At 51.4% G+C, this 13393-nt stretch carries 9 protein-coding genes; 1 reads left to right on the top strand and 8 read right to left on the bottom strand.

The window, feature by feature from the left end; translation table 11 throughout:
- Positions 1-303 precede the first annotated feature (303 nt).
- A complete protein-coding gene (gene ycaC / locus ESM_RS0109235; protein ID WP_000165876.1) occupies positions 304-930 on the top strand; it encodes an isochorismate family cysteine hydrolase YcaC in 627 nt (208 codons plus the stop codon).
- 35 nt (positions 931-965) lie between these two features.
- Here ycaC and ESM_RS0109230 read toward each other — a convergent pair whose 3' ends face one another.
- The 8 genes from ESM_RS0109230 to lrp form a co-directional block, all read right to left on the bottom strand.
- On the bottom strand, positions 966-1820 hold the full coding sequence (locus ESM_RS0109230; protein WP_000534709.1) for a dimethyl sulfoxide reductase anchor subunit family protein: 855 nt from the start codon (positions 1818-1820) through the stop codon (positions 966-968).
- A 1-nt stretch (position 1821) separates the two neighbouring features.
- Positions 1822-2439 carry a dimethylsulfoxide reductase iron-sulfur subunit DmsB gene (gene dmsB / locus ESM_RS0109225; RefSeq protein WP_000213098.1) on the bottom strand — a complete coding sequence of 206 codons (618 nt, stop codon included), beginning with the start codon at positions 2437-2439 and terminating at the stop codon, positions 1822-1824.
- 10 nt (positions 2440-2449) lie between these two features.
- Positions 2450-4894, bottom strand: a complete 2445-nt coding sequence (gene dmsA / locus ESM_RS0109220; RefSeq protein ID WP_000850276.1) for a dimethylsulfoxide reductase subunit A — start codon at positions 4892-4894, stop codon at positions 2450-2452.
- 238 nt (positions 4895-5132) lie between these two features.
- A complete protein-coding gene (gene serS / locus ESM_RS0109215; protein ID WP_000886683.1) occupies positions 5133-6425 on the bottom strand; it encodes a serine--tRNA ligase in 1293 nt (430 codons plus the stop codon).
- 90 nt (positions 6426-6515) lie between these two features.
- On the bottom strand, positions 6516-7859 hold the full coding sequence (gene rarA, locus ESM_RS0109210; RefSeq protein WP_000067764.1) for a replication-associated recombination protein RarA: 1344 nt from the start codon (positions 7857-7859) through the stop codon (positions 6516-6518).
- A gap of 9 nt (positions 7860-7868) precedes the next feature.
- Positions 7869-8480 carry an outer membrane lipoprotein chaperone LolA gene (gene lolA, locus ESM_RS0109205; protein ID WP_001516101.1) on the bottom strand — a complete coding sequence of 204 codons (612 nt, stop codon included), beginning with the start codon at positions 8478-8480 and terminating at the stop codon, positions 7869-7871.
- A 158-nt stretch (positions 8481-8638) separates the two neighbouring features.
- Entirely contained in the window at positions 8639-12514 is a 3876-nt protein-coding gene (locus ESM_RS0109200) for a DNA translocase FtsK (RefSeq protein WP_000076986.1), read from the bottom strand.
- A gap of 134 nt (positions 12515-12648) precedes the next feature.
- Complete coding sequence (gene lrp / locus ESM_RS0109195; protein ID WP_000228473.1) at positions 12649-13143, bottom strand: leucine-responsive transcriptional regulator Lrp; 495 nt, start codon at positions 13141-13143, stop codon at positions 12649-12651.
- Positions 13144-13393: the final 250 nt, after the last annotated feature.

Raw genomic sequence — 13393 nt, 5'->3', positions numbered from 1 at the left:
GTGAGGAAGCTCAAATTTCATGCGCATCATGCCACCACCAAAAACATTGTCAATGGGTGAAAATACGTACATAACGTAGCGGCTGTATTATCGATTTATATTACTCATTCATAACACTAATGACGAAAAGATAATCAGTCTCATCTACTTGTTTTTATTGAACTAACATAAAGTTCATGCATTTCGTTCAGTCGAAAAATTTCATGGTCACAGCAAACCTGGATTTCCCGTCTATGCTTTCAGGGCAACGCATCGCGTCTGAACGATTTCAGGCGTACCACTGACTCTCGAAAGGAGAAGAGAATGACCAAACCGTATGTTCGTCTCGATAAAAATGATGCTGCTGTTTTGTTAGTTGATCACCAGGCTGGTTTACTTTCCCTTGTGCGGGATATTGAACCTGACAAATTTAAAAATAACGTGCTGGCGCTGGGTGACTTAGCTAAATATTTCAATTTGCCTACCATTCTTACCACCAGCTTTGAAACTGGTCCTAACGGCCCACTGGTCCCTGAACTGAAAGCACAGTTTCCGGATGCACCTTATATTGCGCGTCCTGGAAATATTAACGCCTGGGATAACGAAGATTTTGTCAAAGCAGTTAAAGCGACAGGTAAAAAACAACTGATTATTGCAGGGGTGGTAACCGAGGTTTGCGTAGCATTTCCGGCACTTTCCGCAATTGAAGAAGGGTTTGATGTCTTTGTGGTGACTGACGCGTCAGGAACCTTTAACGAAATTACCCGGCATTCGGCATGGGATCGCATGTCACAAGCGGGGGCGCAATTGATGACGTGGTTTGGTGTCGCCTGCGAACTGCACCGTGACTGGCGTAACGATATCGAAGGCCTGGCGACGCTGTTCTCTAACCACATTCCTGATTATCGTAATTTGATGACCAGTTACGACACCTTAACGAAACAGAAATAAAAGAGAACCGGGGCCGAAACCCCGGTTATAACGCTTTAGCTGGCAACAGCCATACCCACGGTCATATGCAAACCGTAGAATACGCCGCGACCGATTAATTCCCCTGCAAGAAGCAGGATGAATGACACGGAAAGCAGCGGCACCGCAGGCTGAAAACCTTTTAACTGCGGAGCAATCCACAAGCACAGTGCCACAGCGATAAGCACAATCCGCCAGGCCATCAGTGCACCGTAATCCGGCACCAGCGCCGCAGCCTGTTGTACAGAAGAGTGAATCGTAGCGAGTTCAGCCCCCTGCATTACACCGCTCACCACCAACGCCAGCACTGAAATTGCCGGAAGTAAACGCATCACCCAGCCATTAACCCCCGCCAGACGCAGTAACAGATATCCCAGCAGCGGGCCACCCATAAACATGGTCAGGAAGAAGCCCATCGGTGTCCAGATGCTGTACCAGGTCGGTACGGTATCGATGCTGTTATACACACGTACCATCATCCAGACAAATACCACACCGAGAACCATCGTCACCACCAGCCACAGCGCGCGTAATACCGGTGACAGCTTTTTCAGCATTGCCAGCAACCAGCCGATGCCACCAACGGCAAAAAAGATCGAACCGCTGGCGATTTCGTTACTCAACGCCGAAGCGCCAACCCGATTGAGTGAGTTAAAGGCGCGCATCGGTGAACCAAGGTGAAGCATTGAGGCAATAAAGCCAATGCCCATCAGTACCCACAAGCCAAACATACAGGCAATAACCCGCTGTTGGGTATCGGCCCGAAGTTCACCTTTCAACAAGGCAAATGCCAGAACGATAAAACCGCCCACTACACACTGCCCGAAGACCGTGAAGATCATCAACGGCCACTCATGCCATCCACTTCCCATCTCACACCTCCTTCGGATTTGCCAGGTAGCCAGTGGTATCCCCGGTTGGGCGGCTGTTGGCGTTAGGTTTGATCACAATATTTGGTTTGGTAAAGTGCGCTCTTGGCAACGGCGCAACGGCGGCCAGATCGCCATGTTTTTTACGCAACTCGTCGATAGGGCCGAAATCCAGCGCCCGCAGCGGGCAAGACTCGACACAGATCGGTTTTTTACCTTCCGCGACACGATCATAACAACCATCACATTTGGTCATATGTCCTTTGGTTTCGTTGTACTGTGGCGCACCATACGGGCAAGCCATATGGCAGTAACGACAGCCAATACACACATCTTCATCGACAACGACAAAACCATCTTCACGTTTATGCATCGCGCCGCTCGGGCAGACTTTGGTACACGCCGGATCTTCGCAGTGATTACATGAAATCGAGAGATAGTAGGCAAATACGTTCTGATGCCAGACGCCGTTATCTTCCTGCCAGTCGCCGCCCGCATATTCATAAATTCGGCGGAAGCTGACTTCTGGTGTCAAATCTTTGTAGTCTTTACAAGCCAGTTCGCAGGTTTTGCAACCGGTGCAACGACTGGAATCAATAAAAAATCCATACTGGGTTGTCATCGGTTACTCCTTACACCTTTTCAACCTGAACGAGGTTTGTATGTGACGGATTCCCCTTGGCGAGAGGAGATGGGCGTTGAGTGGTCAGTACGTTGATACAACCGCCCTGATCGACACGTTTCGCATCGGGGTCATACCAGGCACCTTCACCCAATGCGACCACGCCCGGCATCATTCGTGGCGTTACTTTCGCCTCAATATGAACCTCACCGCGATCGTTAAAGATCCGCACCTTATCGCCATTGTTGATACCGCGTTTTTGCGCATCAATTGGGTTGATCCACATTTCCTGGCGACAAGCCGCTTTCAGCACATCAACGTTACCGTAGGTGGAGTGCACACGAGATTTGTAGTGGAAACCTGTAAGTTGCAGCGGATACTGTTTATTCAGCGGATCCTGATAACTTTCAAAGCCCGGCGTGTAGATCGGCAGTGGATCGATCACATCGCCTTCTGGCAATTCCCAGGTAGCTGCAATATCAGCCAGTGCCTGTGAATAGATCTCAATTTTGCCCGATGGCGTGGTCAATGGATTTGCCTGCGGATCTTCCCGGAAGGCTTTATAAGCAACGTGATGCCCTTGTGGATCACGCTTTTTAAAGATCCCCTGCTTACGAAACTCTTCAAAGGTCGGCAATTCAGGAATCGCTTCTCGCGACTGGGCATACAGGTGGCGCATCCACTCTTCCTGGGTACGTCCTTCAGTAAACTGTTGCTCGACGCCAAGGCGTTTTGCCAGTTCGCTGGTCATCTCATAGATGGTCTTACATTCAAAGCGCGGTTTAATCACCTGGTCATTGAAAATTACGTAGGACATATTTCCGCAGGAAGCATCCAGCGCATAGTCCATCTGCTCAGAGGCGGTGCAATCCGGCAACAGGATGTCAGCATATTTTGCTGATGAGGTCATGTGGCAGTCGATAACTACAATCAATTCGCACTTCTTATCATCCTGAAGGATTTCATGGGTGCGGTTGATTTCCGAGTGCTGGTTAATCAGGCAGTTACCGGCATAGTTCCAGATCATCTTAATCGGAACATCCAGCTTATCTTTACCGCGCACACCATCACGCAGCGCTGTCATTTCCGGACCGCGTTCAATCGCATCGGTCCACATAAACATGGAAATGCTGGTTTGGATCGGGTTTTCGAGGGTCGGCATACGGACAAACGGTAAGCTGTATGAGCCTTCGCGCGCCCCGGTGTTGCCACCGTTAATACCGACGTTACCGGTGAGGATCGCCAGCATTGAGATAGCACGAGTGGCGATTTCACCGTTAGCGTGGCGTTGTGGTCCCCAACCCTGGCTGATAAACGCCGGTTTAGTGCTGCCAATTTCCCGCGCCAGTTTGATGATTTTGTCCGCCGGAATACCCGTAATTTGCGAAGCCCATTCCGGCGTTTTAGCAACGCCGTCCGGCCCTTCACCCAGAATGTAGGCTTTATAGTGACCGTTTTTCGGCGCACTGGCAGGCAACGTTTTTTCGTCGTAACCGACACAATATTTATCGAGAAACTCTTGATCAACCAGGTTTTCAGTGATCATGACATATGCCAGACCATTAACCAGTGCGGCATCTGTTCCCGGACGGATCGGGATCCATTCATCTTCGCGCCCGGCACCGGTGTCTGTATAGCGCGGATCGATAATGATCATGCGAGCATTTGATTTCTGACGCGCCTGTTCGAGGTAATAAGTCACCCCGCCGCCGCTCATTCGCGTTTCGCCCGGGTTATTACCAAACAGTACCACCAGCTTACTGTTTTCAATATCTGACGGGCTGTTGCCATCAGCCCAGCCGCCGTAGGTATAGTTCAGACCTTCCGCAATTTGCGCGGAGGAGTAGTCACCATAATGGTTCAGGTAACCGCCACAGCAGTTCATTAAACGCGCCACCAGGGTATTTCCCGGTGGCCAGGAGCGGGTCATGGTGCCGCCCAGCGTACCTGTACCATAGTTCAGATAGATGGATTCGTTGCCATATTCTTTAATCAGACGCTGCATATTAGTAGCGATAATGTCGTAGGCTTCTTCCCAGCTAATGCGCTCAAATTTGCCTTCACCACGCGCCCCTACCCGTTTCATCGGATATTTCAGACGATCAGGATTATAAACGCGACGACGCATGGAACGCCCACGCAGACAGGCGCGCACCTGATGCAGGCCGTCGTAATTGTCATCACCGGTATTATCCGTTTCGACGTATTTGATCTCACCGTCCACGACATGCATACGTAGCGGGCAGCGGCTGCCACAGTTAACTGTACAGGCGCTCCAGACAACCTTCTCGTCAGAATTTGCCGCAATGGCGTTATCGACAGCGTGCGCTATTCGACTAAAAGGTAATGTTAATGCGCTGCTGGCCATCGCCAGGCCGCCGATCGCTGTCGTTTTTACCAAACCACGGCGACTCACCTCAGCAGCCAATACCGCATCAGGGATTTTCGTTTTCATAATGGCTCACTCAAGCTTGCTTACGATTGATTCCAGTAACAAACCGTATTGTGTAATTATTTTTATAGCGGTGCGCTATATAGGCTTGTATACATCGAATGATTTGAAAATCAACGAGATAGATAGATTTTCACTCGAAAGTAGTATTACGCGTAAGTGAAATGTAATTATTGTTTGGTATCAAAAGGAGACAAAAAAAGCGCCCGTAGGCGCTTTTTAGATTCGGCATATTTAGATATTAGCCAATATATTCCAGTCCGTTCATGTACGGACGCAGAACTTCTGGTACTTCAATACGGCCATCAGCCTGCTGATAGTTTTCCATTACCGCAACCAACGTACGACCAACAGCCAGACCAGAACCGTTCAGGGTATGAACCAGACGGGTTTTCTTGTCTGACTTGCTGCGGCAACGTGCCTGCATACGACGTGCCTGGAAATCCCAGACGTTAGAGCAGGAAGAGATCTCGCGGTAGGTGTTCTGTGCCGGGATCCATACTTCCAGGTCGTAAGTTTTGCAAGCGCCAAAGCCCATGTCGCCAGTGCAAAGAATGATTTTACGGTACGGCAGACCCAGCAGTTGCAGGACTTTTTCTGCATGACCGGTCATCTCTTCCAGTGCCGCCATAGAGTCTTCCGGACGCACGATCTGAACCATTTCAACTTTGTCGAACTGGTGCATACGGATCAGGCCGCGAGTGTCACGACCATAAGAACCAGCTTCAGAACGGAAGCACGGTGTATGGGCGGTCATCTTAATTGGCAGATCATCTTCATCGATGATTTCACCGCGCACCAGGTTGGTCAGCGGAACTTCCGCCGTCGGGATCAGCGCGTAGTTACTGGTGTCAGCTTCTTCTTCCAGCGGACGAGTATGGAACAGGTCACCAGCAAATTTCGGCAACTGACCAGTACCGTACAGCGTGTCCTGGTTAACCAGATACGGGACATAGTTTTCGCTATAGCCATGCTGCTCGGTGTGCAGATCCAGCATAAACTGCGACAGCGCACGGTGCATGCGAGCGATTTGCCCTTTCATCACCACAAAGCGCGAACCGGTCAGCTTAACTGCTGCTGCAAAGTCAAGACCTGAGTGCATTTCACCCAGCGTCACGTGGTCACGAACTTCAAAGTCAAACTCGCGCGGGGTGCCCCAGCGGCTAACTTCAACGTTGTCATTTTCGTCTTTACCTACCGGCACTTCATCTGCAGGCAGGTTAGGGATTGTCAGCGCGATATCGCGAATTTCAGCCTGTAAAGCATCCAGCTCGGCTTTTGCTGCATCCAGCTCTTCGCCCAGTTTGTTCACTTCCAGACGTAAAGGCTCAATATCTTCCCCGCGCGCTTTCGCCTGGCCAATGGATTTCGATCGGGAGTTACGCTCCGCTTGCAGGTTTTCCGTTTTGACCTGCAATACTTTACGACGCTCTTCAAGAGCGCCCAGCTTATCTACATCCAGCTTAAAGCCCCGGCGTGCCAGTTTTTCAGCGACTGCGTCTGGCTCATTACGCAGCAGATTGGGATCGAGCATGCTTATCCTGTGCTTATCGAATTAAATGGGAGATGTGGCCACAGCCTGCGACCACAGGGATACAGTAACAACATTACCGCAACGATAACATTAACGGTAGCGTTTTATGGGGCTATTTTGATCCTGTTCAGCCAGCCAGGCGAGCTTTTCGCCAATCTTGCCTTCAAGGCCTCTGTTGGTCGGGAAATAATAGCGTGTTTGTGCTATTTCCGGCGGGAAGTAAACCTCACCGGCGGCATAAGCGTTTGCTTCATCATGAGCGTAACGATATTCCTGCCCGTAGCCCATTTCCTTCATCAGTTTGGTCGGCGCATTGCGCAAGTGAACTGGCACGTCATAATCCGGACGTTCGCGAGCATCGGCCAGCGCGGCTTTAAACGCAGTATACACAGCGTTACTTTTTGGTGCGCAAGCCAGATAAACAATCGCCTGGGCAATGGCGCGCTCGCCCTCTGCCGGACCCACGCGGGTAAAGCAATCCCAGGCAGCTATTGCCACCTGCATCGCACGCGGATCAGCATTGCCGACATCTTCCGACGCTATTGCAAGGCAGCGACGTGCGACATATAACGGATCGCCACCGGCAGTAATAATTCGCGCATACCAGTAAAGCGCCGCATCGGGGGCGCTACCGCGCACAGATTTATGCAGCGCGGAAATCAGATCGTAAAAGCGATCGCCTTTGTTATCGAAGCGGGCACTGCGCTCACCGGCGATTTCCGTCAATAATTCTGTCTTCAGAACACGTTTACCGCTGTTATCGACTTCGGCCATATCCGCCATCATTTCCAGCGTATTTAACGCCCGGCGCGCATCGCCATTCACCAGTTCAGCAATCGCCCGACGCGTCTCATCTGGCAGAACAATATCTTGCCCACCGTAACCGCGGGTTTTGTCTTCCATCGCCTGAGTCAGTACTTGCTCAATATCCTCTGTGCTAAGGGATTTCAGCAGATAAACTCGGGCACGGGAAAGCAATGCCGAGTTAAGTTCAAACGACGGGTTTTCAGTCGTCGCGCCAATGAAAGTGATGGTGCCATCTTCAATATGCGGTAGAAAAGCATCCTGCTGACTTTTGTTGAAGCGGTGAACTTCATCAACAAACAGAATGGTGCGCCGACCGGCATTGCGGTTCTGCCGCGCTCGCTCGATTGCCTCGCGAATCTCTTTAACGCCAGAGGTGACGGCTGAAATACGTTCCACATCAGCATTCGCATAGCGGGCAATGACTTCTGCGAGGGTCGTTTTACCAGTACCGGGTGGCCCCCAGAGGATCATGGAATGCAAGTGCCCCGCTTCGATAGCACGCGGCAACGGTTTCCCCGCAGCCAGCAAATGCTGCTGGCCGATATACTGTGCTAAATTTTCTGGCCGCATACGCGCGGCCAGAGGTTGAAAAGTATTATCCGAAAAATCGAGCGACAGATTGCTCACTCAGGGCCTCTACTTACGTTGGTCATCTACCGTTACGCCTTGCGGCGGGGTGAAGGTAAATTTCGCTGCATCCACAGCACCGTTTTGCTGGGATTTCAGTTGATAACTACTGCGCTGATCGTCCTGCTCTACCGCACTAAACTGATGGATCGTACCATCGCGCCCCACATTAATGGTGAATTGCTTCAGATTGCCATTGCTGGCTTTCGGCGTCAGGATAAAGTCATCGCCATTCTGTTTGATGTTGTATTGCTGCCAGTCACTGGACTGGTTACGGGCAATCAGCATAAACGGCGTATTGCCGGTGGCATCTTTCAGCCAGGTTGCCGTGGCTTGTTCAACAAAGGGATTATAGAACCACAGTGTTTTACCGTCAGAAACCAGAACACTTTCATCCGGCTGAGTCATATGCCAGTTAAACAGATTAGGGCGTTTCACCCATAAATCCCCCTGACCTTCCTGTACAGCAGCGCCGCTACCGTCAGTGACCTTTTGCGTAAAGCTGGCATGGAAACTGCTGACTTTATCCAGGCGGCTTTTCAGATCGCTTGCGGCGTCAGCCCAAACGCTGCTCGCCACGAAGCTTGAGAGTAATGCACAGGTGATGGCAATTTTTTTCATCATTGTTCCTCAAATTACGTCACTCCCAAACGGGAGTTCCCTCTACTCTCTATTCCAGGCTAATAATCAGCTTGAGGAAAGAAGAAAATACTGAATTTTCAGTTGATGGAGTGCCGGATGCAACGTTATCACGTCTTATCCGGCCTACGATTCACCAATTAGTCAAATGGCGGTGGGGCCAGCACTTCACGATTACCGTTGTGACCCTGTTCGCTGACGATCCCCTGCGCTTCCATCTGTTCTACGATGCGTGCGGCACGGTTGTAACCGATGCGGAACTGACGCTGAACACCGGAAATAGACGCTTTGCGTTTTTCAGTGACAAACGCCACCGCCTGATCGAACAACGGATCCAGCTCTTCAGCACCGTCAAAGCCACCCGCACCACCTTCACTTTCGCTGTCGGAAGTGATGCCGTCAACATACTGCGGACGACCACGGGCTTTCCAGTCCTGCACCACCGCATGTACTTCCTGATCGCGAACAAAGGCACCGTGAACACGTACTGGCATGGTGGAGTTAGGCCCGGAGTAGAGCATATCCCCCATTCCCAGTAGCGATTCTGCGCCAGCCTGATCAAGAATGGTACGTGAGTCGATCTTGCTGGATACCGTGAAGGCGATACGGGTCGGAATGTTCGCTTTAATCAGACCAGTAATAACATCAACCGAAGGACGTTGCGTTGCCAGTACGAGGTGGATACCCGCGGCACGGGCTTTTTGCGCCAGACGTGCAATCAGCTCTTCCACTTTTTTACCCACCGTCATCATCAGGTCGGCAAATTCGTCCACCAGCACCACGATATACGGCTCTTTTTTCAGCACCGGATGCTGTGCATCCATACTATCGCCCGGCTTCCAGTACGGATCTGGAATTGGCCGCATCATACGATCAGCTTCAGCAATTTTTTCGTTATAACCTGCCAGGTTACGCACACCAAGTGCCGACATCAGCTTATAACGACGTTCCATCTCGTTGACACACCAGCGCAGAGCATTAGCTGCATCTTTCATGTCGGTAACGACTTCCGTTAACAGATGCGGGATACCTTCATAAACCGAAAGCTCCAGCATTTTCGGGTCGATCATGATGAAACGCACATCTTCCGGCTGCGCTTTATAGAGCATACTCAGGATCATAGCGTTCACACCGACAGACTTACCGGAACCGGTAGTCCCCGCAACCAATAAGTGCGGCATTTTCGCCAGATCGGCAACCACCGGCTCACCGGCAATATCTTTACCCAATACAATCGTCAACGGTGATGGGTTATCACGGAACCTGGCGTTATCCAGCACTTCGCGCAAATAAACGGTCTGGCGTTTTTTATTCGGTAATTCCAGACCTACATAAGGTTTACCTGGGATTACTTCAACTACACGGACTGCCACTGTTGATAACGAACGGGCAAGGTCACGTGACAAGTTAGAAATACGCGCGGCTTTTACACCCGGTGCCAGGTTCAGTTCAAAGCGAGTGATAACTGGCCCTGGTGAGTAGTTAACAACATCGGCTTTAATGCGGAAATCAGCCAGGCGCGCCTCCACCAGACGTGCCATTTGTTCGAGCGCAAAGGTATCTACTGGCTCCACTTCGCTCGGCGGCGGCGTCAACAAATCCAGCGATGGCAACGGCGTTGTCGGCTTGTGCAACGGACGACTGTCGCCATTGCGCATTAACAGCGGATGAAGCAGGGTATCCTGCGGCTGCGGCACGACTGGTTGCTGCGGCTGTTGATACTGCGGCTGCGGCGCGACCGGTTGTTGCGGCTGTTGATACTGCGGCTGCGGCGCGACCGGTTGTTGCGGCTGCTGATATTGCGGCTGCGGCGCGACCGGTTGTTGCGGCTGCTGAACAGGTTCAACAATTGGCGTAAACAGCGGCTCGTGTGGACCATCATCCACTAATGCTTTCATCGGTGAAAATTCAAAATCATCCAGCGAGAACGGATTCGCCCCCGCAGGTTGTTCACCGGAATAACGTTGCTGCTGTGTCTGGACGAACTGACGAGCCAGTTCTGCCTCTGCAGCGGCATCTATTTCATCTTCCGGGTTAACTGGCACATCATGCTGATACTGTTCACCATAGCGTTGCTGCTGCGTCTGGGCGAACTGACGAGCCAGTTCATCCTGCTGCATTGCATCTATTTCATCATCGTTATACTGCCCGGCAGAATCGTACTGGTTGCGCTGCGCTTCACGTGCCTTCTCTTCCGCTGCACGCTGTGAGGGCAGCTTAATACCGTATGACGCCAGTTCACGACGCGTCGGAACACGAATACGCTTCGGCCTTGGCAACTGAGGGCCAATACCCTCTTTCACTTGCGGGCGCGGTCCACCGCTATTTGACAGGCTGAAGACAGGTGCAGCCACCGTCGCTGCGGCTCCCGTTGCCAAGGTCGCTTTCTTCACGCCAGATGCCAGCGGTGAGACTGCGGCTGCGGATTCTACCGGCGGCACTGCTGCAACACCTGGTCGTGCCAAAACAGGCTTGACCGGTTCTGGTTCTTTAACCGGTTCAGGAATCGGTTGATACCAGGCCGCAAGTTGCTCACGTTCACGCGCACGCTTCTCTTCCACTTCTTCAAAATAGTAAAGTGGCGGACGTGCAGGCTTTGTCTCTTCAACAACAGGTTCCGGTTCAACGACAGGCTGCTGTTCAACAGGTTGTGGCTGTTGATACAACGGCTCTTGAACGGTCGGCTGCTGATAAGTTTGCTCCGGCTGGTAAGTAGGTTGTGGAGCAAAAGTGGATTGCGATTCTTCAGCTTGCCAGGTGTTACCAACCACCGGTTGTTCCGGCGCAGGCGCATAATATGGCTGCTGAGGCTGCGCCGGTTGTTGCAGCGATTCGTTATATTGCACCGCTGGCTGCACATATTGCGGTTGCTGCGGGTAACCTTCGGATACAGGTGCAATTATCGGTTCACCCGCTTGCGGTCCAGGAACAGGTTGCCAGGCCACTGTGGGCTGTGTTGGTGAAATATCAACAGGTGCAGATGGTGGTGTCTGGGTTACCGGTTCAACCGGCGCAACCCAGCTTTGTGTCACAGTGGTCGCAGCCGCTGCAGCAGCTACAGGTTCGGTAATCGGCGCACCATTTAATAACGGATCGTATTCGTCATATTCTGGCTGCGTTGCACGATTGCCCGAAAAGAGGACGTCATCAGGATCGGCGGCGACACCGCGCGCCGTGTAGGTAATTTCTTCTTCATCATCCATCCGCTTGCCGGAGAACAACGCAGCGTCAGTTTTCCGCCCCATCGGATTAATGAATTTTTCGGCCAGACGTTTACGACGCGCTAATGCGCCACGAAGGATCCGGGCACGGCGCGACTCATGTTGTTTGCCGTGACTCTCATCTTCATACTCTTCGTCGTCTTCATACTCATCTTCATCAACCCAGGTATCGTCGCGACGAGTACGGTTACTGGCAAATGTGAGAATGTTTAAAATCCAGCCGCCCAGTTTTTCGGCAATAGTCACCCAGGACCAACCGGTAAACAGCGTCAGGCCTGCCGCCCAGACGCAAAGCAGCGCAATCGTTCCCCCACTACTGTGTAACAGTGGCTGCAGCGTAGTGCTTAATAAACTCCCGATTACGCCACCGGAGGCAAAATACCAGATATCGTCAGCATTGATCGCCGCCAGACCACAGGAAGTAAGGATGATCGCCAGCACACCAATAATTCGCAGCGAGACGGCAAAATAATCAATGTATTCGTCGCTGGCCTGCTGACGCCAGGCAAACCAACAGCCACCGATGATAATGACGGGGATGGTGTAAGCCATGACGCCGAAAATGAAGAACAGGGTATCGGCCAGCCATGCGCCAGGTGCCCCACCTAAATTATGGATAGGCTCATGCCAGGCCGTTTGTGACCAACTGGGATCCGAAGGATTAAAGCTTAATAAAGCTGCCATCAACCAGACGGCAAACAGAACAATAAGAATCAGCAACGCCTCCAGAAGTCGACGCCCGCTGCTTAACTTTGTCAATGTGACTTCTTTGTCTTCAGTGTATTCCTGGCTCAAGAAAGGCTCTCCAGGTTACAGGCTTTTCCTGCCCGATGCTAAAACGGACAACAGTACCAGGTTACCCCAGTACTGTTGCTGTATGGATTAACAGGAGTGTAATCAAAATACGCCGATTTTGCACCTGTTCCGTGTTAGCGCGTCTTAATAACCAGACGATTACTCTGCTTGACTTCTTCCATAACAACGTATGTCCGTGTGTCATTGACGCCAGGCAGACGCAGCAGAGTTTCCCCCAACAGCTTACGATAAGCTGACATATCCGGCACGCGTGTTTTCAACAGGTAGTCGAAATCACCAGATACTAAATGACACTCCTGAATTTCTTCAAGTTTTTGTACAGCGGTATTGAATTGTTCAAACACATCCGGAGCGCCACGATTCAGAGTAATCTCAACGAATACCAGAAGTGATGCATCCAGATAATGCGGGTTCAACAGCGCCGTATAGCCCTGAATAAACCCTTGTCTTTCCAGCCGACGCACACGCTCAAGGCACGGCGTTGGGGAAAGTCCCACACGTTTAGAAAGCTCGACGTTAGAAATACGCCCATCCTTTTGCAACTCATTAAGAATGTTACGATCGATACGGTCGAGATCTTTGCCAGGGCGCTTCTTGCTATCTACCATTATTATTGTCTCTCTGTATTCCTTCCCTACTCCTGTCTGACCCTGAAAACATCACTGTCCAGAGTCGCTACCCGTCACGATAGACCGAAATCATTAAGATTCACGGCGCGCAATGCCTGGGTCTACGGTGAGAAGACCGTTGCCTTGTGGCAGCTATCGACATCACGAATGGCGTCTGTCCACGCCATGCGTAGATTTCACTAGCACGGTAAACATGGTATTTACATGCATGATTATGCGCATATAAGAA

It is taken from the genome of Escherichia sp. TW09308, from assembly GCF_000208565.1.
Classification (GTDB): domain Bacteria; phylum Pseudomonadota; class Gammaproteobacteria; order Enterobacterales; family Enterobacteriaceae; genus Escherichia; species Escherichia marmotae.
Note: the sequence above shows the minus strand (reverse complement) of the source record. Positions and strands in the feature narration are given on the sequence as shown.

Coding starts and splice junctions, on each gene's coding strand:
- ycaC (WP_000165876.1), top strand. CDS start 304: ATGACCAAACCGTATGTTCGTCTCGATAAAAATGATGCTGCTGTTTTG.
- ESM_RS0109230 (WP_000534709.1), bottom strand. CDS start 1,820: ATGGGAAGTGGATGGCATGAGTGGCCGTTGATGATCTTCACGGTCTTC.
- dmsB (WP_000213098.1), bottom strand. CDS start 2,439: ATGACAACCCAGTATGGATTTTTTATTGATTCCAGTCGTTGCACCGGT.
- dmsA (WP_000850276.1), bottom strand. CDS start 4,894: ATGAAAACGAAAATCCCTGATGCGGTATTGGCTGCTGAGGTGAGTCGC.
- serS (WP_000886683.1), bottom strand. CDS start 6,425: ATGCTCGATCCCAATCTGCTGCGTAATGAGCCAGACGCAGTCGCTGAA.
- lolA (WP_001516101.1), bottom strand. CDS start 8,480: ATGAAAAAAATTGCCATCACCTGTGCATTACTCTCAAGCTTCGTGGCG.
- lrp (WP_000228473.1), bottom strand. CDS start 13,143: ATGGTAGATAGCAAGAAGCGCCCTGGCAAAGATCTCGACCGTATCGAT.